The following is a 25,622-nucleotide window of genomic DNA, read 5'->3' on the forward strand; positions in this document are numbered from 1 at the left end:
GATATTATTTTAATATCTGAAATAATTGTTCTTTGTGTTATTCGGAGGGAGGGGAACACGTTGACTAAAACAGTAGTAAGAAAAAACGAATCTATTGAAGATGCGTTACGCCGTTTCAAGCGTACAGTTTCTAAGAGCGGTACGATTAAAGAAGCACGTAAAAGAGAATATTACGAAAAACCTTCTGTAAGACGTAAGAAAAAATCAGAAGCAGCACGTAAGCGTAAATTTAGATAATTCGTGTAACTCCCTCGAGTAACAGAATTATATATTAAAAGGGATGATGAAAATCATCCCTTTTTTGTATCTTAAAAAGAGTATTTTATGTATACTAAATTGGAGGGAGACAATGTGAGTGGGTGTTTAATAAATATAATAAGTTTGATAGCAAGTCCCGTGATTTCTACGATTTTATTACTCATATTCTTTTTAGGAATTACATATCAACTATTGAACTATAGAGTAAATGTTTTTGGAGTTTTAAGTATTGTTTCGCTTATTATTTATTATGTTGCGCATATATTAAATGATGAGTCGAGTATATTTTCACTGACATTACTTATACTTGCACTTGGCTTATTCGTCGTAGAATTTTTTATTGTTGGATTAGTGCTTGGAGTAATTGGTATTTTATTACTCTTTCTTAGTATTATATTTATTACAGAAGATCCCGCCTTCTACAGTCTCGTATTACTTTTCATCTTAATTTTAGTGTTAATAGAGGTAGGTGTTTTTGTCAAAGTGAAAAAGAAAAAAGTTCCTTTCTGGAAACGATTTGTCCTTACAGACGCTACAGATAGTGAAAGTGGTTATACATCTTTTGATGACCGCTCTCATTTAGTCGGTAAAGTTGGAGTGACAACTACACCACTTAGACCATCTGGTACAGTCATCATAGACGATGAGCGGATTGATGCTGTTGCAGAGGGGTCATTTATACCTGGTCAAGTTGAGGTGAAGGTTATACTTGTTGAAGGTACTAGAATCGTTGTCAGACCAATAAAATCTGATGAGGTGAATCACTAATGGCAGGTGGAATTGCTACTCTCGCAATTTTTATAGTTATTATATTTATTGCGGTTATGTTTATATTATCATTCGTTCCAGTAGGATTATGGATTTCAGCACTAGCTGCTGGTGTAAAAATTGGAATCTTTACATTAATTGGAATGCGCTTAAGAAAAGTAAAACCTAAGCGAGTCGTTGAGCCGTTAATTAAAGCACGTAAAGCAGGTATTGATGTTACAACAAACCAACTAGAGTCACACTACCTTGCAGGTGGTAACGTTGATAGAGTGATCGACGCATTAATTGCTGCACAGCGTGCAGATATTAACTTAACGTTTGAAAGATGTGCGGCGATTGATTTAGCGGGTCGTGACGTACTTGAAGCGGTACAAATGTCAGTTAACCCGAAGGTTATTGAAACTCCATTCATAACAGGTGTTGCGATGAATGGTATCGAAGTAAAAGCGAAAGCACGTATTACAGTTCGTGCCAATATTGACCGACTAGTCGGTGGTGCTGGTGAAGATACGATTGTTGCGCGTGTTGGTGAGGGGATTGTTTCAACAATTGGTTCATCTAAACACCACACTGTTGTATTAGAAAATCCAGATTTAATTTCAAAAACTGTACTCGACAAAGGGCTTGATTCAGGGACGGCATTTGAAATTTTATCAATTGATATTGCAGACGTAGACATCGGTAAAAACATTGGTGCAGACTTACAAACTGAACAAGCTGTTGCAGATAAAAACATCGCACAAGCAAAAGCAGAAGAGCGCCGTGCGATGGCAGTTGCTGAAGAGCAAGAAATGAGAGCACGTGTTCAGGAAATGCACGCGAAAGTTGTGGAATCTGAATCTAAAGTTCCACTCGCATTTGCTAAAGCGTTAGAAGAAGGAAATATTACGGTTTCTGAATACTACGATTTAAAAAATGTTGAAGCAGATACAAAAATGAGAGATTCAATTAACAAAATGACAGATCCGACAAAATATAATGAAGAAGAGTAAGTGATATTATGGAGTTACTCGTACCATTAATTATATTTGCGATTGGCGGTATTATTTCATACTTTAATAATGCTGAACAACAAAAAAAGCAGCGAGAAAATCCGAGAAACATTGATTTTGATAAGTTAAATGAAAAATACCAAAAATCAAAACAAGAAGCGGTTGATGAATTCAAACGTTTAAAAGAAGAGTCTTCTAACTTTGAATTTGAAAAAGAAGTTAAAAAGACACAACCAAAAATAAAACGTAAACTTCAAGACACTGTAAAAAAAGAAGTTGAAAGACCTGTTGAAACTGCGAAGTTAAGTGAGTTTGAGAACGAAGTTAAAAAAGAGCGTAAACGTACTGTAAGTGAAAATAATGACAGTAAAAGCGCATTATCTTTTGATAAAGAAGCGGTCGTTAACGGTATTATTATGCAAGAAGTTCTCGGACCACCTAAAAGCAGGCAAAGAAGAGTTAGATAATACTAACTCTTCTTTTTTATGGTTAAATAATCATAGTATAATGAAAGAGAGGTGTAATTTATGCAGTTTAAATTTAAAAAACAAAATCAGCATGGTGCATGGGCGATGGTTTTTATGCCACCATTATTAGGTATGGTTGCAGGAGGATTTCATGCTTCGCAATTGTTTTTTATCATTGGATGGTTATTTATATTTTTCTCAGCAGATCACATACTATATTTTTTCAAGAGATTTAAACGTAAAGAATTTGAGATTCTAAATAGTGCTCTTTTATTTGGGGTTATTTCACTACTATTTCTTCTCTACCCGATTATGGTTGAGTACCGAGTAATTTATTTTTTCCTTTGTATGATTCCTTTTGGTACTGTTAATGCTTATTTCTCATTTAAACGTAATGAACGAAATATGCTGAATAATATCTCAGCGATTATCATATTTAGTTTAGCAGGTGGTGCTACAGGAATTTTAAATACTCACGAAGTTACAAATAAGTTAATATTTATAATGATTATCACTACGCTATATTTTGTTGGATCAGCACTAGTTGTAAAAACAGTAATACGCGAAAAGAACAATCCAAAGTATAAATGGGCATCATTTATTTATCATTTTATTATTATGGTTGCAGGATTTATTTATCATCCGATTGTAGGTGTTGCATTTTTATTTGGATTTATTAGAGCAGTATATGTGTATGGAAAAGGATGGAAACCGAAACAACTCGGTATTTTAGAAATCATTCATGTAGTATACGTGACTATTGTTATCTCGCTATTTATGGTATATTTTAGTTAATCTATTGAGAGTTTTACTTCAAATAAGAAAGGGTTAGTACATGCCAAAAGTATTACATTTTGATAATTTTGACGACGCACAACAAATCCTAGGAGTGAATGATGAACATATTCGTATATTAGAAGATGAGTTTGACGTTCATATTTACTCTAACGGACATGAGGTTAAAATTAAAAGTGATGATGAGTCAATTGAACAAAAAACGTTAGACATACTAACGTCTCTACTTCGAATTAGAAAACAAGGTCACCAAGTGACGTTAAGAGATCTTCAATCTGCCATCCAAATGTCTGAAAAAGGAACTTTAGAATATCTAGAAGATCTTTATAAAGAAGAAATTGCTAAAGACTTTAGAGGAAAACCAATTCGCGCAAAAACAACAGGACAACAAATTTATATTAATCATATTAAAAATAATGATTTAACATTTGGTATTGGTCCTGCAGGAACGGGTAAAACATTTCTAGCAGTCGTAATTGCGTGCCAAATGTTAAAAGATAACGATATTAAACGAATTGTATTAACAAGACCAGCAGTAGAAGCTGGAGAAAACCTAGGATTTTTACCAGGTGATTTAAAAGAAAAAGTAGACCCATATTTAAGACCACTATACGATGGATTACACATGATGCTTGGCGCTGAACATACAGATCGTCTAATTGAGCGTGGAATCATTGAAGTAGCGCCACTTGCGTACATGAGAGGTCGTACGTTAAATGATGCGTTTATTATACTCGACGAAGCACAAAACACAACAACGATGCAGATGAAAATGTTCCTAACACGTCTTGGATTTGGTTCGAAGATGGTCGTTACAGGTGACGAAACACAAATCGATTTACCAAGTAAAACGAGAAGTGGTTTAATTGAAAGTGTAGATAAGCTAAAAGACGTCCGCGGAGTTAAAATTAATCACTTTACAGACCAAGACGTCGTGAGACATCCACTCGTATCAAGAATAATTCGCGCATATGAAGCAGGTGATATACATGTTAACGATTGATTTTTTAGATGAAGAAAACTATACAACAGAAAAAGAACGAGAAGACATTGAAACTCTAATTAACTATACGTATGACTATTTAAAAAAAGATAAAGACGCTGAAGTGTCAATATCATTTGTATCTGAAGAAGAAATACAAACAATTAATAGAGATTATAGAGATAAAAATGAAGTTACAGATGTCATTTCATTTGCGCTTTTAGATGATGATAGTGATGTAGATATTAAAGGTATGCCAGTTACTTTAGGCGATATTATTATCAATACGAACCGTGCACATGAGCAAGCAAAAGAATATAATCATTCATATAAAAGAGAGTTAATGTTTTTATCTTTACATGGTTTTCTACATTTACTTGGATATGACCATATGAATGAAGAAGATGAAAAAGAAATGTTCGGACTTCAAAAAGAAATTTTAGATGCGTTTGGACTTTCTAGAGATTAATGATGGAGCGGTTTAAATACCCTTTAGAAGGGTTTAGACGATTACTTAATAAAGATATTCATTTCTTACTTCACGTAATTACATCAATTATTGTGTTAATAATTTCAGTAATATTCAAACTTAATAGCGTAGAGTGGTTATTAATTATCAGTGCAATATTTTTAGTACTCATAACTGAAGCACTAAATACAGCAATTGAAGAAGTTGTGGATTTAACGACAAATGAATATCAACTTCATGCAAAATACGCTAAAGACGTCGCAAGTTTTGCAGTACTTTTATCGAGTCTTTACGCTATGATTATTGGCGTTATAATATTTTTACCAAAAATTTTAAAATTATTAGGAGTGTTTTAATATGGCGATTATCGATGATGGAATTTTTAAAGACGAATGGTATGACGAAGTTTTAAACGCACAACAAAATGCTTATACACCATATTCTAAATTTAATGTAGGTGCATTACTGATTACTGAAGATGACGAATATATTTACGGTGCAAATATTGAAAACGCATCGTATCCTGCAACAATTTGTGCAGAACGTACAGCACTCGTATCAGCTTATGCTAGAGGAATTACTAAATTTAAAGCATGTGTAGTGATCACTGATGCAGACGATCCAGCGAGTCCATGTGGTGTATGTCGACAGGTCTTAAAAGAACTTACACATGACAAGATGCCTGTATATATGTTAAGTAAAGATAAGCGCGTGATTAAACGTACAGTCGATGAATTATTACCGCTAGGATTTAGTGGAAAGGATATGGACTAATGACACAATTTAAATCCGGGTTTATAACTATTTTAGGAAGACCAAACGTTGGTAAATCGACGTTTATGAACCACGTACTTGGACAAAAAGTTGCGATTATGAGTGATAAACCACAAACGACAAGAAATAAAATTCAAGGAGTTTACACAACAGATACGGTTCAAATGATTTTCATTGATACACCTGGTATTCATAAACCAAAACACCAGCTCGGTGAACATATGATGCGCGTTGCGAAACGTACTTTAAAAGAGACTGAAGTGATTTTATTCGTTGTAAACGCAACAGAAAAAAAAGGTCCTGGTGACGAATATATTTTAAATATGATTAAAGATACGAAGACACCTGTCATTTTAGTCATAAATAAAATTGATCTCATCCATCCGGATGAACTTCCTGAAATCATTGAGCGCTATACTAATGAGTTTGAATTTGCAGATGTCGTACCAATTAGTGCACTACAAGGCACAAATACTACAAATCTTCTAGACGTTATTGAATCACACTTAGAAGAAGGGCCGATGTACTATCCGAAAGATCGTGTCACTGATCACCCTGAACATTTTATCGTTTCAGAGTTAATTCGTGAAAAAATCTTACTGTTAACAGAACAAGAAATTCCGCATTCAATTGGTGTAGAAGTGACTAAAATGAAGCGAGAAGACGATAGAGAAAAAGTAAAAGTTGAAGCGATTATTTACGTCGAAAGAGATTCTCAAAAAGGTATGGTTATCGGTAAAGGTGGTAAAATGCTAAAACGTGTCGGAACGCTTGCACGTAAAGATATTGAAGCATTACTTGGAGATAAAGTATATTTAGAATTATGGGTGAAAGTTCAAAAAGACTGGAGAAATAAGCCACAATTTATTAGAAATCTTGGCTATAAAGATGAAGAATATTAGGTGATAGTTTGATCCACCAAAATAAAGGTTTTATGATTCGACACACCAATTATAGTGAATCAAGTAAAATTATCACTGTACTGAGTGAAAATGGTGCACTTGTTCCGCTTATGGCGCGCGGATTTAATAAGCCAAGAAGTCCATTTAATAGTTTAAAGCAAGGTTTTAACCATAGTCTTTATACGTATTCAAGACATCGAGGAATGGGGACGCTAACTGAAGTTGACGTAATTAGTCAGTATAACAATATTAACGGTGATTTTGATACGTATACAGTTGCAAGTTTTATTGTAGAAATTATTAACCGTATTACTGATGAAGAAATTGCTGACCCAGCATTATATAAATTGATGTACCAAGCATTTAAATTGTTAGATGATAAAAACGAAAAGTATTCGGTACTAAGCTTTGTCATAATAAAATTATTTCCAAAATACGGAGCATTATTAAACGTCGATCAATGTGTATTATGTGGAAGTTATAATTATGAAAATATGAATCGTTATTCGTTTAAATATCATGGTGTTTTATGTAATAACCATACGAATGACGAAGAGTTAGAACGCTCAGTTTTTGTTAATAGCCGGTCAATTTATTTAGCAGCATTTTTAAAGCATGTTCAAATCGAACATTTAAACTCGATCAATATCGACGAGGCTGACGGTAAGAAATTATTTAAATTTGTCGATATGTTATTTCAAGAATATACTGGAGAGTTTTTTAAAACGAGAAAATTACTCCAAATATAAAAGCAGTGTCGTTAGACACTGCTTATTTTTGATTAATTAATTCATTTTTTCTTTTAAATAATCGTTTAAGTCTTCGATTGCGATACGTTCTTGTTCCATCGTATCTCTGTCGCGTACTGTGACTTTGTTGTCTTCTACAGAGTCGAAGTCAAATGTAATACAGTACGGAGTACCGATTTCGTCTTGACGACGGTAACGTTTACCAATTGACTGACTTTCATCAAATTCAATATTAAAGTCTGGTGCCAGCTGTTCATATACTTTCATTGCTTCATCACTTAATTTTTTAGATAATGGCAACACCGCAGCTTTAAATGGTGCAAGTCTATGGTGTAACTTTAATACGTTACGTTTTTGACCGTCACCGAGGTCTTCAATTTCATAAGCATCCACTAAAAATGCAAGAGTCATACGATCTAAACCTAGAGACGGTTCGATAACGTTTGGCACATATTTTTCATTTGTTTCAGGATCATGATATTTAAAGTCCGCACCAGAATACTCCATATGTCTAGATAAGTCGAAGTCTGTACGTGACGCGATTCCCCATAACTCTCCCCAGCCGAACGGGAATAAGTATTCAAAATCTACAGTTGAGTTAGAGTAGTGTGATAGTTCATCTTCATCGTGTGCACGAATTCTAACTTTATCCATATCAATTTCTAAATCTTTTAACCATTGTTCAGCATAGTCTCTCCAATAGTCGAACCACTTTAATTCTGTTCCTGGTTTACAGAAGAACTGTAACTCCATTTGGTCAAACTCACGTGTACGGAACGTAAAGTTACCTGGAGTAATTTCGTTACGGAACGATTTACCGATTTGGCCAATACCAAATGGTAATTTTTTACGCATTGAACGTTGAACATTTCTAAAGTTAACGAAAATACCTTGTGCTGTTTCAGGACGTAAGAAAATATCAGTTGATGAGTCTTCTGTGACACCTTGGCTTGTTTTAAACATTAAGTTGAATTGACGAATTTCAGTGTAATTATGTGACCCACATACTGGACATTTAATATCTTCTTCTTCGATTAATTTACTCATCGCATCAAATGACATACCATCTGCAACGAATGTATCGTCTGTTTTATGCATATGTTCTTCAATTAACTTGTCCGCACGTAAGCGTGATTTACACTCTTTACAGTCAAGCATTGGATCGTTAAAGTTTTCTAAGTGACCTGATGCTTCCCATACTTTAGGGTTCATTAAAATCGCAGCATCAATCCCGACGTTATACGGTGATTCTTGAACAAACTTTTTCCACCATTGCTGTTTAACGTTATTTTTTAATTCGATACCTAACGGACCATAGTCCCAAGTATTTGCAAGTCCACCATAAATTTCTGAACCTGGGAACACAAAACCTCTCGTTTTGGCAAAATTAACAATTTCATCCATAGAGTACTTTTTTTCTTCTGACATTTTATCTTCTCCCTTTACATAAAAAAACCTGGATAACAAAAAACTGTTACCCAGGGGCGAGTAAAAAACCCGCGGTTCCACCCTAATTTATATTTTTATAATTGCTTCATTTCGTCATATTATATTTTAAATGCCAAGTCATTTGTTAAGCTTTCACTATTCTTAACTCGCTGTTACAAATATTATATAATTAATATATTACCAATGCAAGAATACTATGCTTTCATAAATTTAAATATGTCGTTATAATTATTTACTATGACTTAAAAGGGATGAGTGTTATTTGAAAGATTTAAAGTTGTTTATCGTTTCAGATTCAATCGGTGAAACTGGAGAACTTGTTGCACGTGCTGCACTTGCACAGTTTAATATTGATTCAACAGAACATTATGTAGAACGAATTTCTCACATTGCAACAAAAGAAGATATCGACAAATTTATTAGTAGTATACAAGATGAAAATATTGCAGTGCTATATACATTTGTCGCGCCAGAACTTTCAAAATATATAGCGTCAAAATTAGATGAACTTAAAATTCCATACGTTGATATTATATCGCCGATTATAGATATGATTAGCCAAAGTGTTGACGAAGCACCTTTAGAAGAACCAGGGCGTGTCCATCAACTAGATTCAGATTACTTTAAAAAGATTGACGCGATTGAATTTGCAGTGAGATACGATGATGGTAAAGATCCGTCAGGGTTAAAACATGCGGATATTGTGTTGATTGGAGTTTCAAGGACGTCAAAAACCCCACTGTCACAATTTTTAGCATATAGAGGATATAAAGTTGTAAATATTGCGTTAGTACCAGAGGTAAATTTACCTGTAGAATTATTTGAAATTGATTCAACTAAATGCATCGGTTTAAAAATAGATTCTGACGTTTTATTTAAAATTCGAAAGCAAAGACTTCAACAACTTGGATTATTTGAAAATGCAACGTATGGACAAAATGAACGTATTGTAGAAGAACTAGAGTATTTTGAAGACACGATTGAAAAAATTGGATGCCGAACAATTAACGTGACAAATAAAGCAATTGAAGAAACTGCGAGCGAAATTATTCGTATCATGAATTTATAGAGGTGTGTTAAGTGGCGAATCAGTCAGTTACCGAGCAAGTAAAAGAATCCGTTGATATCGTTGACTTAATTTCTGAATATGTCGACCTAGAAAAAAGAGGAAGTAATTATTTAGGGCTTTGTCCATTTCATAATGAAAACACCCCTTCATTTAACGTAAATAAAGAAAAGGGTTTTTATTATTGTTTTGGTTGCCAAGCTAGTGGATCTGTTATTGATTTTTATAAAGAAATGGAGAACTTATCGTTTAGTGAAGCGTTAAGAGATTTAGGAAATCGTGCAGGTTTAAAAATAAAATATAAACAAGAAAGTATAAACTCCAAAGATTTACAATTAATTAAAATGCATGAACATCTCGTTGATTTATATCATGAAATTTTAACAGAAACAAAAGAAGGCGAAACGGCATTAAATTATTTACTCGATCGTGGATTTACACTAGAACAAATTAAACGTGAAAAAATTGGACTCTCACCGAATATGTCTGACGGTACAATAAAAGTTTTAGAAAAATTAGGATACTCAAAAGAAATGATGTACCAAGCAGGACTTGTTGCTAGAAATGAAGAGACTTTTCAATACTTCGACCGGTTTAGAAATAGAATTATGATTCCAATTAAAAATCATAAAGGGAGATATGTTGCATTTACTGCACGTGCTTTAGGTGATGATCACCCAAAATATTTAAACTCACCCGAAACTGATATATTCCATAAAAGTCGTTTAATTTTTAACTTATCAGATTCTTATAAAGTTATACAAGACCGTAAAGAAGTTATTATGATGGAAGGTCATATGGATGTTTTAAAAGTAAAAGGCACGAATATTAAAAACGTTGTTGGAACAATGGGGACAAGTGTGTCTAAAGAGCAAATTGAAATTCTTAAAAGAGTCACTCAAAACATCACACTGATGTTTGATGGAGATAAAGCAGGTAAAAATGCAACAACTTCAGTTGGTGAAAAGATATTAGAAATGCAAGCAAACCCATATGTCATTTCACTCCCTAGTGGTATGGACCCAGATGAGTATATTGAAAAATACGGCAGTGAATCATTCGAAAATTATATTAAAGAAAATAGAGATCATTTTATTTTATATGACGCAAAAGAAAAACTTAAAGATTCTAAAGACAATGATTTAATGTTCACTGAAAATTTAAACCGTTCAATTCAATTACTTAAATATGTTCAAAATGAAGTTGAAGAAAGTAGAATTTTAAGAGGGCTTTCTGATTTATACGAAATTGAAGCTGACTTAATTAAACGACAGCTACCAAAAAGAAAAGAAGTCAGAAGGCAAAAAGAAACATTTCATCGACCGTCAATTTTAAATGTTACGTCAAGAGAATTTAAAGAAAGACATATTATTCATACATTTATCAATGATAAATCAGCACTTGAAACATTTAAAAGTAAATTAGACTCTGAATTATTTCAAACTGAAGGTTATTATGGTATAATTAAGAACTTAGTGGAGTATTTTAGCGAATTCGATACATTTGATAAGCAAATGTTTTTATCCTATATTGACCATGAACAATTAAGTAATTTAGAGCGTATATTAGACACTGACTTACCTATATTAGGAGAAAGTGAATTAAATGATTACGTGAATGCAATAAGTGGTATGAGTTCAAGTAGTGGAGAAAAAAATAAGCTAATCAAAGAAATTGAGCAAGCGGAACTCATTGGAGATGATACACGAGCATTAGAACTATTTAGTCAGCTAATAGAACTACAAAAATCTCCAAAGTCAAAATAATTATAGGGGGATTTCAATGTCCAATAAAAAGACAACATTAATAGATGAAAATGAGATTGACATGACGAATATTGAGTCTGTTAAAAGTTATCTACTTGAAAAAGGTAAGCAATCGGGAGAATTATCGCATGAAGAAATTGCCGATAAGCTACAAAATTTTGACTTAGATTCAGATGCAATGGATGAGTTCTTTGAACAAATCCATACGGCTGAAATTGAACTAGTAAACGAAAAAGATGCAGATGATAAAGACGAAAAATTAGATGTTCGTGATATGTCAGCGCCTGTTGGTATTAAAATTAATGACCCAGTACGTATGTATTTAAAAGAAATTGGTCGTGTTGATTTACTAACAGCTCAAGAAGAGGTCGAATTAGCTAAAAGAATTGAACAAGGTGATCTCGAAGCAAAAAATAAACTCGCGGAAGCGAATTTACGTTTAGTTGTAAGTATCGCAAAACGTTACGTTGGTCGTGGTATGTTATTCCTAGACCTTATTCAAGAAGGTAATATGGGACTTATTAAAGCAGTAGAGAAATTTGACTTTACAAAAGGATTTAAATTCTCAACTTATGCAACATGGTGGATACGTCAAGCAATAACACGTGCTATAGCTGACCAAGCGAGAACGATTCGTATACCAGTTCATATGGTTGAAACAATTAATAAATTAATACGTATCCAAAGACAATTACTTCAAGACTTAGGCCGTGAACCTACACCTGAAGAAATCGGTGAGGAAATGGATATCCCAGCAGACAGAGTAAGAGAAATTCTTAAAATTTCACAAGAACCAGTATCATTAGAAACACCAATTGGGGAAGAAGATGACTCTCACCTAGGTGACTTTATTGAAGATATTGAAGCACAAAGTCCTTCGGATCACGCGGCATATGAAATGCTTAAAGATCAACTAGAAGACGTTTTAGATACACTTACAGACCGTGAAGAGAATGTGCTTCGCTTACGTTTTGGATTAGATGATGGACGTACACGTACACTTGAAGAAGTTGGAAAAGTATTTGGTGTAACACGTGAACGTATTAGACAAATAGAAGCCAAAGCTTTAAGAAAGCTTCGTCATCCGTCACGATCAAAGAAACTAAAAGATTTTATGGATTAATTGTGAACAAAGTGTATATTTACTACAAAAACTCGTTGGAATTTATTTGCAATTAGTATACAATTGAATAAGAATATGCTAATTAAAAGGGGAGGGCAATTTAATGAATAAGAATCCAATTATCCCATTCTTATTAATCATCTTCTTAGGTGTTGGACTTGTTTTCTTACTATCTTCATACGGCGCAACGGATGATGGTAGCAGTGAAACAGCTGACAACGGAAGTGAAGAGCAAGAAAGCGCGTCATCTGGAGACGTAGATGGTGAAGCAATTGCAAAAGATAACTGTGCTTCATGTCACGGTCAAGACTTCTCAGGCGGTATGGGTCCTGCTTTAGCTGGAACTAGCTTAGACGAAGATACTTTCCATGACGACGTAAGAAATGGTATTGATGGTACTTCAATGCCAGCACACTCTGAAGATCAAATTTCAGATGAAGAAATCTCTGCTATGTATCAATTCTTTACAGAATAATTAATAATGAATTTAAACTCCTACATATATTAGTGTAGGAGTTTTTTATTTCTAAAATAGGTGAAAATAATGATAGATTTGAGATTAGAAGCAGTTAGTAAATATGTAGTAGGAACTAAATTATTAGATGTTGGTAGTGATCATGCATATTTGCCAATTTATTTAATTAACAATAACCAAATAGAGTCAGCAGTCGCAGGCGAAATCGTTAAAGGGCCTTATGAAAATTCTATTTCTAATATTAAAGGTCATAATTTAGAAGACGTGATTGAAGTTAGGCTTGGCTCTGGACTAAGTGTCATTAAAGACTCTGAAAAGTTTGATACAATTACAATATGTGGTATGGGTGGACCATTAATCGCATCGATTATTAAAGACGGAGTAAAGTACTTAAACAATACACCACGCTTTGTCATTAGCTCAAATATATATGGTGAGTCCGTCAGAAGACAAATGACTAACGAAGGGTATTCTATTGTACAAGAAGAAATTAATTACTATAATGACAAATTCTATGAATTAATGGTTTTTGATTATGGTAGAAAAGATTATACAGATTTAGAATATAAATTTGGTCCAGTAAATTTAAGTGAACGTACAGATTTATTTTTATTAAAATTAAAGAAAGATAAATCTCATCTAGAACATATTAAAAAACAAATCGAAGCGTCAGGTAAAACGAACCATAAGTTAAAAGAAATTACTGATGAAATTAATTTAATAAGTCAGGTGATTAATAATGAATATTAAACAGTTAGTAGAAAAGCTTAATAATATTGCACCATTTAATGATGCTGAAGACTGGGATAATGTTGGCTTACTAGTAGGATCTAACAAAAACGAAGTGACAGGTGTAATGACGACTTTAGATTGTAATTTAGAAGTGATTGAAGATGCAATAGATAATGATGTAAATACAATTATCGCGCACCATCCGATTATCTTCCCTAAAATTTCAAAACTTGATGATAGTTATCACTCAGATATTATTAAAACATTAATTAAAAACGATTTAAATTTAATTGCAATGCATACGAATTTAGACCATCAAAGTAATGGTGTCAGTAGTATTATTGCAAAAAATCTTGGGCTAAAAGCCGTATCGCCTTTAATTAGACATGATGAAATATCTTATAAATTAAGAGTAAATATTCCTAAAGAAGATAAAGAAGATTTTAAAAAGCAGTTAAATCAAATTGGATTTGGAAATCAAGGGGACTATAGTGAATGTTTCTTTGAATATGATGTTCAAGGTCAATTTAAACCAAACGAACAAGCGAATCCGACAATTGGAACAAATAACGAATTAGAATACGTAGACGAAGTTATCATTGAGTCAATCTTCGATGGAAGTAGAGAAAAAATATTAAATATGATTGAAGCTCATCCATATGAAGAACCAGCATATGATGTATTTAAAATTACGAAACCTACAAGTAAAGGGCTCGGTGTCGTTGCTGAATTTAATGGAACGATGGATGATTTAGTTGAAGTTGTACGTAATCAATCAAAATCTCCTGTCGTTAATGTCGTTAAAGGTAATGACGGAAAAATGACGCGTGTGGCAATAATCGGCGGAAGCGGTGCGAGCTTTATCTCTGAAGCAAGAAAACAAGCAGACTGTCTAATTACTGGAGATATTAAATACCATGAAGCATTCGATGCTAAAGAAGAAGGGTATAATTTAATTGATGCCGGCCATTATTTAGAGTATATGATGATCGAAGGTTTAAAAGATTTACTGATTGAGCAGTTAGATTTAAAAGTAGTTGCTACAAAAGTGAATACAAATCCATTTATGTAAAATAATATATTGATGTCTTGAATTATATTTTAAGCATTCTTTAACGCAAATACGATTTGCGTTAAAGGGTGCTTTATTTTATTAATGATTACAGTAATTGCGTAAACGAATGACTAAGTGTATTTACATAAACATGATTTATATTAAAATAGTAATAATACGTAAACGAAACGAGTGTTTACGTTAACTAATAAAATTTAATTTAACGAAAAATAAATCTCCATATAAAAACGTAGATGTTGATAGACATCTACGTTTTTTTAATGTATCTATTACATTGGACCATAGTTGATAAAGTACGCAATGACGAGTAATACCGCAGCGATTGTATACCAAATAAGAAGTAACGGCCAAATGAATTTGATCCAATCTGTATATTTAATTTTTGCGATTGCTAATGCCGCCATGAAGTATCCAGATGTCGGGTAGAAAATGTTTGAGAATCCGTCACCAAATAGGAATGCAAGTACTGCTGTTTGTCTAGTCATTTCTGTTAAGTCAACAATTCCAATAATGATTGGCATCGTTGCAGCTGCTTGACCACTACCTGACGGGATTAAGAAGTTGATTAATGCTTGTACGATCATCATTGCTACTGGAACTACTGTTTCAGGTAGAACGACTACGATTTTACTTAGACCGTAGACAATTGTATCCATAATCATACCATCTGCTAATACGACTGAGATTGCACGCGCCACCCCAACAATAAATGCGCCAAGTAAAATCATACGCATACCATCATTCATGTATTCAGCAATTTTAGATGGCTTTAATCCGGCAATTAATCCAATCACAATACCAGAAAAGATATAGTAACCACCTAATTCTAAGAAGTACCATTTATATTGGAAGATCAAGAATGCCATTAATACAAGTAAAATGACTAATACAAATGTTGCAATCATTGTTCTTGTTTCTGACTTTGGATATTTAATCTCTTCTTTTACGAATTCACTATCATCAACGTCGTCTGTAACAAGAGATGCTTCTGGATTTTTTTGTACTTTTTTAATATACCTACTTACAAAGATGATACCAACCGTTAGCATAATGACTAATGCAATCGCACGATACCATAAACCTGAGAATAAAGGTAGTTCAGCAATTGTATGTGCAGTACCGACGTTTGCTGCAGTTGTTAAACCACAGGCAAAACCAACAACCGTTGAAATTAATATAATAGCTGTAGATGCAATACGATCATACCCAAATTTTAAAAATAGGGGTAGCAATGCTGGTAAGAATATTAGAGACGCTTCAATCATCCCTGTCATTGCAACGAATAGTGCAAGCGTAAAAGAAATTACTGGAATAATAAGTAATCCTTTATTTCCAAACGTCTTAATTAAGAAGTTTAGAATCATGTCGATAATTCCCGCTTTCTCAATTACACCAAACATCGCACCAATGGCTAAAATACCAAAGATAATAATTACTGTTTCTTCAATACCTCTTGGAATCGCTGTCATAAATTCCATAAAAGTTACTGGTGCTTGCTCAATATAATGGAATGTATCTGCGATTATTACATTGATACCGTTTACTTCTTCACGGTCAAATTCTCCAGCAGGTATAATATACGATGCGAGTGCTGCAAGAAAAATAATTAGAAATAAAATGACATAGATATGGGGCATTTGAAAGCCTTGTTTCTTCTCATTACTTGTTTTACGCAAATTAATCACCTCTTAAGTCTATTTGTTGTTAAGTATACAGAATATTTTGTGAATAAATCAATGATTTAATTAAATTAATAAAAAATGATATATTATATAGTGAGGTAATTAGTCTCAATGGAAGGTGATTTTTTGGAGGCATTTGGAGAGAAGTACGGTGTAACTTTAATGTTCTTAATACCAATTGCTATATTTACTGTTGCATTTACAGATCATTTTATTAGTTACATAGTAATGGCAATTATTTTTGCGATTTTTAGTTTTATTATTGAAAAAAATATAAAAGAAAAGCATAAAGATGAAGCAAAAGAAATTGTGAATAAACGTGTCGGTAATATTGTCATTCCTGCTGTATTTGTATTTATGATTGTCAATCTTATCATTGTATTTATTTAAAAAAGCGACTGATTAATATCAGTCGCTTTTTTTATTTCAAAATCTTAACAGGTTTTGGATTTTTTATATTCGGTAAAATCTTTTCTTTTGGTACTGTTGAAACTGGTTGTTGTGGGTTTTCAGGATCATAGTTTGTAAAGTAGTCAATCACTTCTTTAACGATTTGTGTTGGTGTTGAAGCACCTGCAGTAATCGCGACTGACTCTATACCGTGAAGCCACTCTAATTTTAACTCACTAAGTGATGAGATTCGGTAAGCATTCGTATGAGCGATTTCTTTTGATACTTGGGCAAGTCTATTTGAGTTGTTACTTTTTGGGTCACCTACAACGATTAATAGATCAGCTTCTTTTGCTTGCTCAGCAACTGCTTCTTGTCGAACTTGAGTTGCCATACAAATTTCTCTATGGACTTCGATGTGTGGGAATTCTAATTTCAATGCATCCATAATATGTTGCACGTCCCACTGACTCATCGTTGTTTGGTTTGTTACGATGAGTTTTTTATCTTGTAAACGTTCCGGAAGATGTTTAACTTCTTCTTCAGTTTCAATTAAGTGAACTTTGTCAGGTGAAACTCCAACAGCGCCCTCAGGTTCTGGGTGCCCTTTTTTACCGATGTAAATAACTTCATAGCCTTCTTCAGTTTTATTTTCTATAAGGTCATGAGTAAATTGAACATCAGGGCATGTTGCATCTATACAAGTGAGACCTTTCTCACGCGCGCGTTTTTTTACTTCAGGTGAGACACCGTGAGCAGTAAAAATAACTGTTCCTTCTTCAATTTGTTCTAATATTTCTAAGCGGTTTTCACCATCTAATGTGATGATACCTTCATCTTCAAATGCATCTGTTACGTGTTTGTTATGAACGATCATTCCTAAAATATAAATGGGTCTAGGTAATGACTGATCTAGTGATGCGTTTTTAGCAATTACCATCGCATCAACAACACCGTAACAATATCCACGTGGCGCAATTTTTATAATATCCATTAAGATGCCTCCTCTGTACTGATTATATATCATTATAATGTGATTTCAAATGAATCACTTAAGCTATCTTAATCATCCATGTTCATGTATAATATAGACCGAGCTAAAATAGAAATAGGTGAGAACATGAATGCATTTAAGCGATTTGATTTTAAAGAAGAAATGCTAAAAGCGGTTGAAAATATACACTTTACACACCCAACTTTAGTACAGGAACGAGTAATACCAAAAATCTTAAAAGGAAATAATGTTATTGTTCAAAGTTCAACAGGTAGTGGTAAAAGTCACGCATTTTTATTACCGATAATTAATAATATTCATCCAGAAGATAAAAAAGTTCAGTCAATAATTATCGCGCCAACACGCGAACTCGCGCGCCAATTATATAATATGGCGTCAGAGGTCTTAAAGACTTTTCCTGAAATTGAAGCAAAGCTTTTTATCGGTGGAAAAGATTTTGAAAGAGACCAAACACGTGCAGAAAACAGTCCGCACATAGTAATTGGTACACCAAACCGTATATTAGAACTAATTCACTCATCAAATTTAAAAGTATCAGAAGCGAGCTCTTTAGTTATAGATGAAGCGGATTTAAGTATTGATTTAGGATTTTTAGAAACAATCGATAAAATATCAAATGCTATAGATTCGTCTGCACAATTTTTAGTTTTCTCTGCAACAATCCCAAACGATTTGCAACACTTTTTACAGAAATATTTAACACATACTGAAGTGCTTGTCATTGATAACACAAAGCAAAAAGCGAATATTCACTATAGCTTAATTCCAGTACGTAGTGATAATAAAATGTCAAAAGTACTTGATATTACACAAAACATTACGCCTTACTTAGGTTTTATATTCGCAAATAGTCGTGAAAGAGCAGATGAGTTGTACGAATACCTAGCACAAAATGGTGTAAATGTCGGTATATTCCACGGGGGATTAAAACCGAGGGAACGTAAACAAGTCATTAACCAAATTCACAATTTAGAATATATGTGGGTTGTCGCGAGTGACCTTGCAGCTAGAGGTTTAGACTTTGACGGTGCAAGTCACGTAATTAACTACGACATCCCAAGAGAAATTGAGTTCTTTACTCATAGGGTTGGTCGTGTCGGTCGTGGTGAATATAGTGGGGTTGCAATTACTTTATATGAACCGAACGAAACAGACCTCCTCGACCAAATTGAAAGTAAAGGCTATAAATTTAAACATGAAGATTTAATACGAGGTGAATTACGAGAAATTAAAGATCGTAAAAAACGCTCAGAGAGACGTAAAAAAGAAGTACAACTCGATGAAGATTTATCTTATAAAGTAAGAAAGCCAAAAAAAGTTAAACCTGGTTATAAGAAAAAGATGAAACAAGACTTAGAAAAACTAAAGCGTGATAAGCGTAAGCAATATGCACAAAATCAAAAAAGAAAAAGTAAAAAGAGGTAAGATAATATGTTGATTGGTTCACATGTTCCGATGAATGGTAAAAAAATGTTAGAGGGTGCCGTAGAAACAGCACATTCATATGGAGAAAATACATTTATGATCTATACCGGTGCACCTCAAAATACGAGAAGAAAACCTATTGAAGAATTAAATATTGAAAAAGGACAATCATTGATTAAAGAATATGGAATGAAAGATATCGTCGTTCATGCACCATACATTATTAACATAGGAAACACGACACGTGAAGGTGTGTTTGACCTGGGTGTTGATTTTTTAATTAATGAAATCGCACGTACTGAAGCAATTGGTTCTAATCAAATCGTACTACATCCAGGCGCACATGTTGGTGCTGGAGTAGATGCAGGTATTGAATCGATTATTAAAGGCTTAAACATTGTCTTAGAAGAAAAACACGATGTTCAAATTGCTTTAGAAACAATGGCAGGTAAAGGAACTGAAATTGGTCGTAACTTTGAAGAAATCGCAAGAATAATAGACGGTGTGACACATAACGAACGTTTAAGTGTCACATTTGATACTTGTCATGTTCATGATTCTGGATATGACATTAAAAATGATTTTGACGGTGTCTTAAATGACTTTGACAAAACAATTGGTATCGACCGCATTAAAGTGCTTCACATAAATGATTCTAAAAACGAAGTCGGTGCAAAAAAAGATAGGCACGAAAACTATGGGTTTGGTCATATCGGTTTTGATGCGTTACAATACATCGTTAACCATGAAGAATTTAAAGATTTACCAAAAATTTTAGAAACACCTTTTGTTGGGCTTGACAAAAAAGATAAACAGCCCCCATACAAACATGAAATCGAAATGATTAAAAGTGGTCAATTCGACCCTGAATTACTTGAAAAAATTAATCCAAATATTAAGCAGTAAGTTATAAAGAGCACTTGTAATAGTGCTCTTTTATTTTACAATTCGTAATGGTTACGGTAAAATAGAACAATTGAAGTGATAGAAAGTGAAGGTGAAAACATGACAGCACCAATATTTGAAATTAAAGATGTTAGCTATAAATATTATGAAAAAATGGAAACTACAGTCGCTTTACAAAATATCAATCTAAAAATTGATAGAGGTGAATTTATGGCGATTGTTGGACCAAATGGCTCTGGTAAATCAACATTATTAAAGTTGATATTGGGAATTAAAAAGCTACAAGAAGGTGAAATACTCATAAACGGTAAGCCTGCCAGTCGAAAAAATAGAGAGACGAAAGTCGGCTACGTGTCACAAAAAGCTGCTTCATTTGCAAAAGGTTTCCCAGCAACTGTTAAAGAAGTTGTATTAAGTGGCTTAACCAAAAAACGTGGATTATTTAAAAGATTTAATAAGGAAGACTATGAAGCATTAGATTATGTTTTAAATTTATTAGATATTAAAGATTTAAAAAACAAAAATATCGCAAGTTTATCAGGTGGTCAAACACAGCGTGTGTTTATTGCGAGAGCATTAATTAATAATCCAGAAATTCTCGTGTTAGACGAGCCGACTGAAGGAATTGATGCAAGAAATATTAATAGCTTCTATGAAGTATTAACACTTTTAAAAGAAGAGGGTACGACAATCCTTCTTGTCACACATGATATAGGTGTTGTTATTGATCAAGCAGATACTGTAGCTTGTCTGAATGAGCATTTACATTTCCACGGTACGAATCAAGAATTTCGTAATTTAGATGAAGCACAACTCTCTAAAGTTTATGGATTTCCAATTCAACTCGTGAGTCATGACCACGATAGAAGCTGTTGTGAGGTGCCACATGTTAATTGATGCATTACAAAATTATGAATTTATGAGATATTCTTTTATTAGTGGGATTATTGTCGGATTAATTGCACCGTTACTTGGTACATTTATTGTCGTAAGAAGGCTAAGTTTAATCGCCGATGCACTATCTCATATCTCCCTTGGTGGAATAACTTTCGGTGTTTATATAACAAGTATCACTGGATTTTTAATTAATCCATTAATCACAGCAGTCCTATTTTCAATCGTCGGTGCTTTAAGTATTGAAAAAATGCGTACAGTATATAAACACTTTTCAGAGATTTCAATACCAATTATTATGAGTCTCGGTATTGCATTGTCTGTAGTTTTTTTATCGTTATCTAATGGATTTAATCAAGACTTATTTGGATACCTATTTGGTAGTATTAGTGCCGTGACGAGAAACGATTTAATTTTAATTAGTATTATTGGAGTTATCGTGGTTTCATTCGTTGTATTACTATATAAGGAAATGTTTTTACTGTCATTTGATGAAGAATATAGTGAAGTTATGAAGATTAGCGGTGTGATTCATTTTATTTTTATTGTGTTAGTTGCTTTAGTCATTAGTGCATCAATGAGAATTGTCGGTACGTTATTAGTAAGTGCTATGATGACTCTACCTGTCGCAGCAGCTATGAGAATAACTTCAAGTTTTAAAACATTAATTCTAGTGAGTATTATTTTTGGTGAAATATCTGTACTTATTGGTCTAGTGATAGGATTTTATTTAGATATTGCTCCAGGTGGAATGATCGTATTAGTTGCGATATTTATTTTAGCGATGACATTTGTCGTCAATCGAATTGGAGTGAAGATGAATGCATAATCATACTATTGATAAAGAAGAAGTTAAATCAATATTAAAGGAAAATAATTTAAAGTTAACTAAGCAAAGACTGTCATTACTCGACATCTTTTTAGAAAATGAAAATTATGTAAGTGCAAAATATGTTTATGATAAAATGGCTGAGATTTATGAAGGAATTAGTTATGATACGATATATAGAAACTTATATACACTATATGAAATCAATGTCCTAGAAGAAACGACATTTAATGGTGAGAAGCATTATATGATTTCTTGTAGTGACCATCATCACCATCATTTTATTTGTGAAAATTGTGGTATGGTAAAAATTATTCATTATTGCCCAGTAGAAACATGGCAAAAAGAAATACCAGGCGCTAAAATTAATAGTCACAAAATAGAGCTATATGGCCTCTGTTCAAAATGTCAGAAAGGATGATACAATTCATGAGAAATAAATGGTATTTTTTAATACCACTTCTATGTATTTTTCTTGCTTCCTGCAGTGCTGAAGGCACATTAAATAAAGAAACAAAAAATGTTACTGAGTACAATCAATCTTTAAAAGATAATATTGAAGAGATTTCACAGTTAGAAAATAATATTTCTAACAAATTAAAAGAAGTTTCTTCTTCTGAAAAAGAATTTCAGCAAAAAAAGCATGAAGGTCTTGAATTATTAAAAGATCAAGAGAGTAAATACGAAGACATAGAAAAAGATTTTGAAGACTATGAAAAGTCATTAGAAAAGTTAGACAAAGTAAATACTGAAAAGCTCGACGAAGATAATGTTAATAATTTCAAGCAACTTCATGAAAGCTTAACAGATCACGTGAATCTTTTAAAAGGCTATTTAAAAGATGTCGATCATTTAAATAATAAACAAAAAAATATGTTTAACACTTTAAAAGAAGATGAAGCTACTTTTAAAGAAGCTTCACTATACATTAAAGAAAATAATGATATTATAAGCGAGTTAAATAAAAATCTATCTAAACTCATTACTTCACATAATAATTTAAATAAGATCATAGCAACTAAAGACGAGTCATTAAAAGATAACTTAGAAGATATGACTAACTTAACGGTTGAAAATATCACTATGGAAAATAGTTTCCCAGAACGATTAGCATTTGTACCTGATATTAACATTCCATACCCAGAAGACGGGGTAAAAGGTATTTATGTATCTGGTTATAATGCTGGAGGAGCGCAGCTAGATGAATTAATAGGATTTATGAATGAATCTGGTTTAAACTCAGTCGTTATTGACGTAAAAGGCGATTATGGTGATATTATGTTTGATATTGATACAGGAAATGAATTAATTTCAAACTTTACATTTAATTATTATGACGCTGAAGCGGTACTTAAAAAGCTTGAAGAAAACAATATATATCCAATCGCTCGTATCGTAACTTTTAAAGACACATTACTCGCTGAAGAAAAGCCAGAATGGTCATTTAAAAAATCTGATGGTACTTTATGGAAAAACGGAAACGGTGAAAGTTTTATAAATCCATTTTTAAAAGAAGTATGGGATTATAATTTAGATGTTGCCGTTGCAGCAGCAAAAGCTGGGTTTAAAGACATTCAGTTTGACTATGTAAGATTCCCCGAAGGATTTGAAACTTACAGTAACGAACTTGCTTTTGATAGCGGATCATACGATAAAAACGACCGTGTATCTGCAATACTAGACTTCGTCAATTATGCGCATGAACACCTAAAGCAATATAATGTAGATGTAAGTGTAGATTTATTTGGTTATGCTGCAATTGAAGGAGAAGCACCAGGGATTGGACAAAACTTTGGACAATTAGCTGAAGCAGCGGACGTTATGTCAGCGATGATTTACCCGAGTCACTGGAGTGAAGGTTATTTTGATGTACTCGCTCCAGATACCGAGCCATATAAAGTAATCGATGGTTATATAGAAGTTGAAAAAGAAGTGTTTAATACACTTGAAAACCCACCAGTTTCTAGACCATGGTTACAAGACTTCACAGCAAGTTACTTAGGTGCTGGAAACTTTATACAATATAATAAAGAAGAAGTAGAAGCTCAAGTAAAAGCATTAAACGATCACGGTGTGAATGAGTTTCTATTGTGGGATGCGACTAATAAATATAGTCGTGGAGTAAATTTTAAATAGTTAAAGACGCTTGAGAAATGAGCTGCACCCCTAAAGTTGGACATGAAAATCCAACTTTAGGGGTGTTTTTGTATGAAGTATAAAAAGCATAGCTTTGAATTTAAGGTAAAAGTAGTTAATGAATATTTAAATGGAGCAGGAGGATATAAATTTTTAGGTGAAAAGCATAATGTGGCTAGATCGCTTGTTGAAAATTGGGTAAAACAATATAACACATATGGCTATCAGGGCCTCACTAAATCTCTAAGTAATACTCAATATACTAGTGAATTTAAGCGAGCTGTTTTAAAATATAGAGAAGAAAATCAATTATCCTATAGAGAAACAGCGGAATACTTTGGTATCAAGCATTTTTCAACAATCACTAACTGGCATCGCAAGATCCAAGAAGGTGGTCCAGCTGCTCTAGAGGGCAAACAAGGGAGACCAATAAAACATATGTCTAAGAAAGAAAATAACCAAAAACAAGTATCGAAGAGTGAACCTTTGAATGAAACAGAACGCGAAGAGTTAGAACGTCTAAGAGAAGAACTCAGAATGAAAGAACTGGAAAATATCATTCTAAAAAAGTTAAACGCCTTACCGACAGATCCAACAGACAAAAAACGAAAGTAGCGCTTGAGGTAAGGCAAGAAACGACTTATACACTAAAAGAGATTTTAACAGTGTTGAAGCTACCAAAGTCTGTATATTACTACTGGATAAAACATATGGATGATCAGAAACAAAAAGATCGATGGCTAGTAGAAAAAATTAGAAAGATAGTCTCAAGACATAAAGGTAGATATGGTTACAGAAGAATCAAAGCGATACTCGAAAACAGAGAACAAATTGTGGTGAATCATAAGCGCTTGTTACGCATTATGAAGACCTATAATTTACTATGTCAAAAATTCAAAAACAAATCGAGGACGCGTTACAGTTCATATAAAGGACAAGTTGGAACAGTCGCTCCAAATAAGGTAAAGCGTAACTTTAAGCCGAAAACATTTAATCAACTATGGGTGACAGATGTCACAGAGTTTGCGTTACCTATCAAAGGCAAGAAATTATATCTATCAACAATTATGGATTGTTATAACTCTGAAGTGATTGCTTATCAATTAAGTCGTTCACCAAACCTAGCAATCGCTCTAAATCCTTTAAATAAAGCACTTGAGGAACACCATCACAATCTAAACCAATTAGTTGTTCACTCGGATCAAGGATTTCATTATCAGCATAGTAGTTGGGGAAATACCATAACAGAATTTGGTGCAACAATGAGTATGTCACGTAAAGGAAACTGTTTAGATAATTCACCGATGGAGAACTTCTTTGGCTTATTAAAGCAGGAAATGTTTTAAGGAGAAGTCTTCAAAACATATGAAGCATTAGAAATCGCAGTACATGAATATATTAGATACTATAATAAAGATAGAATTAAGCTAAAATTAAAAGGCATGTCTCCTGAAGAATTCAGGAAACATACCTTACAATCTGCTTAATTCCCAAAGTCCAACT

At 33.2% G+C, this 25,622-nt stretch carries 28 protein-coding genes and 2 pseudogenes; 27 read left to right on the top strand and 3 right to left on the bottom strand.

Annotation, left to right across the window (positions count from 1 at the left end):
• Positions 1-60 precede the first annotated feature (60 nt).
• The 11 genes from rpsU (at position 61) to recO (ending at position 7,156) form a co-directional block, all read left to right on the top strand.
• Entirely contained in the window at positions 61-237 is a 177-nt protein-coding gene (gene rpsU, locus KPF49_RS03640) for a 30S ribosomal protein S21 (RefSeq protein WP_040928386.1), read from the top strand.
• Positions 238-396: 159 nt separating this feature from the next.
• Positions 397-1,026, top strand: coding sequence for an NfeD family protein (locus KPF49_RS03645; protein WP_183675273.1), 630 nt, complete (start codon positions 397-399; stop codon positions 1,024-1,026).
• The gene (floA, locus tag KPF49_RS03650) at positions 1,026-2,018 is read left to right on the top strand and encodes a flotillin-like protein FloA (protein ID WP_183675275.1); all 993 of its coding nucleotides are present in this window, start codon (positions 1,026-1,028) and stop codon (positions 2,016-2,018) included. Before KPF49_RS03645 ends, floA begins: the two co-directional genes overlap by 1 nt.
• Positions 2,019-2,026: 8 nt before the next feature.
• Entirely contained in the window at positions 2,027-2,485 is a 459-nt protein-coding gene (locus KPF49_RS03655) for a hypothetical protein (protein ID WP_183675277.1), read from the top strand.
• Positions 2,486-2,545: 60 nt separating this feature from the next.
• Entirely contained in the window at positions 2,546-3,280 is a 735-nt protein-coding gene (locus KPF49_RS03660) for a YwiC-like family protein (protein WP_183675279.1), read from the top strand.
• Between the two features lie 40 nt (positions 3,281-3,320).
• Positions 3,321-4,283 (top strand): PhoH family protein, encoded by a 963-nt coding sequence (locus KPF49_RS03665; RefSeq protein ID WP_183675281.1) that lies wholly within the window; start codon positions 3,321-3,323, stop codon positions 4,281-4,283.
• Complete coding sequence (gene ybeY / locus KPF49_RS03670; RefSeq protein WP_183675283.1) at positions 4,270-4,731, top strand: rRNA maturation RNase YbeY; 462 nt, start codon at positions 4,270-4,272, stop codon at positions 4,729-4,731. The genes KPF49_RS03665 and ybeY overlap by 14 nt, the downstream gene beginning before the upstream one ends.
• Positions 4,732-4,733: 2 nt before the next feature.
• The gene (locus KPF49_RS03675) at positions 4,734-5,087 is read left to right on the top strand and encodes a diacylglycerol kinase family protein (RefSeq protein WP_183675285.1); all 354 of its coding nucleotides are present in this window, start codon (positions 4,734-4,736) and stop codon (positions 5,085-5,087) included.
• Position 5,088: 1 nt separating this feature from the next.
• Positions 5,089-5,505 (top strand): cytidine deaminase, encoded by a 417-nt coding sequence (gene cdd / locus KPF49_RS03680; protein ID WP_183675288.1) that lies wholly within the window; start codon positions 5,089-5,091, stop codon positions 5,503-5,505.
• On the top strand, positions 5,505-6,407 hold the full coding sequence (era, locus tag KPF49_RS03685) for a GTPase Era (protein ID WP_183675290.1): 903 nt from the start codon (positions 5,505-5,507) through the stop codon (positions 6,405-6,407). Before cdd ends, era begins: the two co-directional genes overlap by 1 nt.
• Before the next feature lie 8 nt (positions 6,408-6,415).
• Positions 6,416-7,156, top strand: a complete 741-nt coding sequence (recO, locus tag KPF49_RS03690) for a DNA repair protein RecO (RefSeq protein ID WP_260173252.1) — start codon at positions 6,416-6,418, stop codon at positions 7,154-7,156.
• 36 nt (positions 7,157-7,192) lie between these two features.
• Here recO and KPF49_RS03695 read toward each other — a convergent pair whose 3' ends face one another.
• Positions 7,193-8,584, bottom strand: coding sequence for a glycine--tRNA ligase (locus tag KPF49_RS03695; RefSeq protein ID WP_183675295.1), 1,392 nt, complete (start codon positions 8,582-8,584; stop codon positions 7,193-7,195).
• A gap of 283 nt (positions 8,585-8,867) precedes the next feature.
• Here KPF49_RS03695 and KPF49_RS03700 point away from each other — a divergent pair, with 283 nt between their 5' ends.
• The 6 genes from KPF49_RS03700 (at position 8,868) to KPF49_RS03725 (ending at position 14,839) form a co-directional block, all read left to right on the top strand.
• Positions 8,868-9,674, top strand: coding sequence for a pyruvate, water dikinase regulatory protein (locus KPF49_RS03700; RefSeq protein ID WP_183675297.1), 807 nt, complete (start codon positions 8,868-8,870; stop codon positions 9,672-9,674).
• Positions 9,675-9,685: 11 nt separating this feature from the next.
• Complete coding sequence (dnaG, locus tag KPF49_RS03705) at positions 9,686-11,437, top strand: DNA primase (protein WP_183675299.1); 1,752 nt, start codon at positions 9,686-9,688, stop codon at positions 11,435-11,437.
• Positions 11,438-11,453: 16 nt separating this feature from the next.
• A complete protein-coding gene (rpoD, locus tag KPF49_RS03710) occupies positions 11,454-12,560 on the top strand; it encodes an RNA polymerase sigma factor RpoD (protein ID WP_183675301.1) in 1,107 nt (368 codons plus the stop codon).
• A 103-nt stretch (positions 12,561-12,663) separates the two neighbouring features.
• Positions 12,664-13,035: a c-type cytochrome gene (locus KPF49_RS03715; RefSeq protein ID WP_183675303.1), complete on the top strand. Its 372-nt coding sequence runs from the start codon at positions 12,664-12,666 to the stop codon at positions 13,033-13,035.
• 69 nt (positions 13,036-13,104) lie between these two features.
• Complete coding sequence (locus KPF49_RS03720; RefSeq protein ID WP_183675305.1) at positions 13,105-13,785, top strand: tRNA (adenine(22)-N(1))-methyltransferase; 681 nt, start codon at positions 13,105-13,107, stop codon at positions 13,783-13,785.
• Positions 13,775-14,839, top strand: coding sequence for a Nif3-like dinuclear metal center hexameric protein (locus KPF49_RS03725; RefSeq protein WP_183675307.1), 1,065 nt, complete (start codon positions 13,775-13,777; stop codon positions 14,837-14,839). The genes KPF49_RS03720 and KPF49_RS03725 overlap by 11 nt, the downstream gene beginning before the upstream one ends.
• Before the next feature lie 272 nt (positions 14,840-15,111).
• Here the strand turns inward: KPF49_RS03725 and KPF49_RS03730 are convergent, their stop codons facing one another.
• On the bottom strand, positions 15,112-16,518 hold the full coding sequence (locus KPF49_RS03730) for a YfcC family protein (RefSeq protein WP_183675309.1): 1,407 nt from the start codon (positions 16,516-16,518) through the stop codon (positions 15,112-15,114).
• 117 nt (positions 16,519-16,635) lie between these two features.
• Here KPF49_RS03730 and KPF49_RS03735 point away from each other — a divergent pair, with 117 nt between their 5' ends.
• A complete protein-coding gene (locus tag KPF49_RS03735; RefSeq protein WP_183675311.1) occupies positions 16,636-16,914 on the top strand; it encodes a hypothetical protein in 279 nt (92 codons plus the stop codon).
• A gap of 31 nt (positions 16,915-16,945) precedes the next feature.
• On the opposite strand, the gene KPF49_RS03740 is transcribed toward KPF49_RS03735, so the two are convergent.
• On the bottom strand, positions 16,946-17,908 hold the full coding sequence (locus KPF49_RS03740) for a 4-hydroxy-3-methylbut-2-enyl diphosphate reductase (RefSeq protein ID WP_183675313.1): 963 nt from the start codon (positions 17,906-17,908) through the stop codon (positions 16,946-16,948).
• 126 nt (positions 17,909-18,034) lie between these two features.
• On the opposite strand from KPF49_RS03740, the gene KPF49_RS03745 reads away from it, so the two are divergent.
• From KPF49_RS03745 to KPF49_RS08190, 9 genes and pseudogenes are all read left to right on the top strand, one after another.
• Positions 18,035-19,354: a DEAD/DEAH box helicase gene (locus KPF49_RS03745; RefSeq protein WP_246562799.1), complete on the top strand. Its 1,320-nt coding sequence runs from the start codon at positions 18,035-18,037 to the stop codon at positions 19,352-19,354.
• Positions 19,355-19,360: 6 nt separating this feature from the next.
• On the top strand, positions 19,361-20,260 hold the full coding sequence (locus tag KPF49_RS03750) for a deoxyribonuclease IV (protein ID WP_183675315.1): 900 nt from the start codon (positions 19,361-19,363) through the stop codon (positions 20,258-20,260).
• Positions 20,261-20,359: 99 nt separating this feature from the next.
• Positions 20,360-21,157 (top strand): metal ABC transporter ATP-binding protein, encoded by a 798-nt coding sequence (locus KPF49_RS03755; protein ID WP_183675331.1) that lies wholly within the window; start codon positions 20,360-20,362, stop codon positions 21,155-21,157.
• Positions 21,147-21,983 carry a metal ABC transporter permease gene (locus tag KPF49_RS03760; RefSeq protein WP_183675317.1) on the top strand — a complete coding sequence of 279 codons (837 nt, stop codon included), beginning with the start codon at positions 21,147-21,149 and terminating at the stop codon, positions 21,981-21,983. Before KPF49_RS03755 ends, KPF49_RS03760 begins: the two co-directional genes overlap by 11 nt.
• Positions 21,976-22,404, top strand: coding sequence for a Fur family transcriptional regulator (locus tag KPF49_RS03765; RefSeq protein WP_183675319.1), 429 nt, complete (start codon positions 21,976-21,978; stop codon positions 22,402-22,404). Before KPF49_RS03760 ends, KPF49_RS03765 begins: the two co-directional genes overlap by 8 nt.
• Before the next feature lie 8 nt (positions 22,405-22,412).
• Positions 22,413-24,119: a putative glycoside hydrolase gene (locus KPF49_RS03770; protein WP_219490158.1), complete on the top strand. Its 1,707-nt coding sequence runs from the start codon at positions 22,413-22,415 to the stop codon at positions 24,117-24,119.
• A 72-nt stretch (positions 24,120-24,191) separates the two neighbouring features.
• The gene (locus KPF49_RS03775; RefSeq protein ID WP_219490161.1) at positions 24,192-24,734 is read left to right on the top strand and encodes a helix-turn-helix domain-containing protein; all 543 of its coding nucleotides are present in this window, start codon (positions 24,192-24,194) and stop codon (positions 24,732-24,734) included.
• Positions 24,713-25,465, top strand: a pseudogene (locus KPF49_RS03780) (IS3 family transposase); the annotation flags it as partial. The gene KPF49_RS03775 and the pseudogene KPF49_RS03780, both read left to right, overlap by 22 nt.
• A gap of 12 nt (positions 25,466-25,477) precedes the next feature.
• Positions 25,478-25,606: pseudogene (locus tag KPF49_RS08190) on the top strand (IS3 family transposase); the annotation flags it as partial.
• Positions 25,607-25,622: the final 16 nt, after the last annotated feature.

The sequence above is a fragment of the Nosocomiicoccus ampullae genome (genome assembly GCF_019357495.1).
GTDB classification, from domain to species: domain Bacteria; phylum Bacillota; class Bacilli; order Staphylococcales; family Salinicoccaceae; genus Nosocomiicoccus; species Nosocomiicoccus ampullae.

What these genes read in the sequence shown, in the direction of transcription:
- KPF49_RS03715 (WP_183675303.1), top strand. Translation starts at nt 12,664, where the DNA reads ATGAATAAGAATCCAATTATCCCATTCTTATTAATCATCTTCTTAGGT.
- KPF49_RS03675 (WP_183675285.1), top strand. Translation starts at nt 4,734, where the DNA reads ATGGAGCGGTTTAAATACCCTTTAGAAGGGTTTAGACGATTACTTAAT.
- KPF49_RS03725 (WP_183675307.1), top strand. Translation starts at nt 13,775, where the DNA reads ATGAATATTAAACAGTTAGTAGAAAAGCTTAATAATATTGCACCATTT.
- KPF49_RS03775 (WP_219490161.1), top strand. Translation starts at nt 24,192, where the DNA reads ATGAAGTATAAAAAGCATAGCTTTGAATTTAAGGTAAAAGTAGTTAAT.
- KPF49_RS03720 (WP_183675305.1), top strand. Translation starts at nt 13,105, where the DNA reads ATGATAGATTTGAGATTAGAAGCAGTTAGTAAATATGTAGTAGGAACT.
- cdd (WP_183675288.1), top strand. Translation starts at nt 5,089, where the DNA reads ATGGCGATTATCGATGATGGAATTTTTAAAGACGAATGGTATGACGAA.
- KPF49_RS03695 (WP_183675295.1), bottom strand. Translation starts at nt 8,584, where the DNA reads ATGTCAGAAGAAAAAAAGTACTCTATGGATGAAATTGTTAATTTTGCC.
- KPF49_RS03740 (WP_183675313.1), bottom strand. Translation starts at nt 17,908, where the DNA reads ATGGATATTATAAAAATTGCGCCACGTGGATATTGTTACGGTGTTGTT.
- KPF49_RS03660 (WP_183675279.1), top strand. Translation starts at nt 2,546, where the DNA reads ATGCAGTTTAAATTTAAAAAACAAAATCAGCATGGTGCATGGGCGATG.
- era (WP_183675290.1), top strand. Translation starts at nt 5,505, where the DNA reads ATGACACAATTTAAATCCGGGTTTATAACTATTTTAGGAAGACCAAAC.
- rpoD (WP_183675301.1), top strand. Translation starts at nt 11,454, where the DNA reads ATGTCCAATAAAAAGACAACATTAATAGATGAAAATGAGATTGACATG.
- KPF49_RS03770 (WP_219490158.1), top strand. Translation starts at nt 22,413, where the DNA reads ATGAGAAATAAATGGTATTTTTTAATACCACTTCTATGTATTTTTCTT.
- KPF49_RS03665 (WP_183675281.1), top strand. Translation starts at nt 3,321, where the DNA reads ATGCCAAAAGTATTACATTTTGATAATTTTGACGACGCACAACAAATC.
- ybeY (WP_183675283.1), top strand. Translation starts at nt 4,270, where the DNA reads ATGTTAACGATTGATTTTTTAGATGAAGAAAACTATACAACAGAAAAA.
- KPF49_RS03755 (WP_183675331.1), top strand. Translation starts at nt 20,360, where the DNA reads ATGACAGCACCAATATTTGAAATTAAAGATGTTAGCTATAAATATTAT.
- KPF49_RS03750 (WP_183675315.1), top strand. Translation starts at nt 19,361, where the DNA reads ATGTTGATTGGTTCACATGTTCCGATGAATGGTAAAAAAATGTTAGAG.
- KPF49_RS03765 (WP_183675319.1), top strand. Translation starts at nt 21,976, where the DNA reads ATGCATAATCATACTATTGATAAAGAAGAAGTTAAATCAATATTAAAG.
- KPF49_RS03735 (WP_183675311.1), top strand. Translation starts at nt 16,636, where the DNA reads ATGGAAGGTGATTTTTTGGAGGCATTTGGAGAGAAGTACGGTGTAACT.
- KPF49_RS03760 (WP_183675317.1), top strand. Translation starts at nt 21,147, where the DNA reads ATGTTAATTGATGCATTACAAAATTATGAATTTATGAGATATTCTTTT.
- KPF49_RS03655 (WP_183675277.1), top strand. Translation starts at nt 2,027, where the DNA reads ATGGAGTTACTCGTACCATTAATTATATTTGCGATTGGCGGTATTATT.
- KPF49_RS03745 (WP_246562799.1), top strand. Translation starts at nt 18,035, where the DNA reads ATGAATGCATTTAAGCGATTTGATTTTAAAGAAGAAATGCTAAAAGCG.
- floA (WP_183675275.1), top strand. Translation starts at nt 1,026, where the DNA reads ATGGCAGGTGGAATTGCTACTCTCGCAATTTTTATAGTTATTATATTT.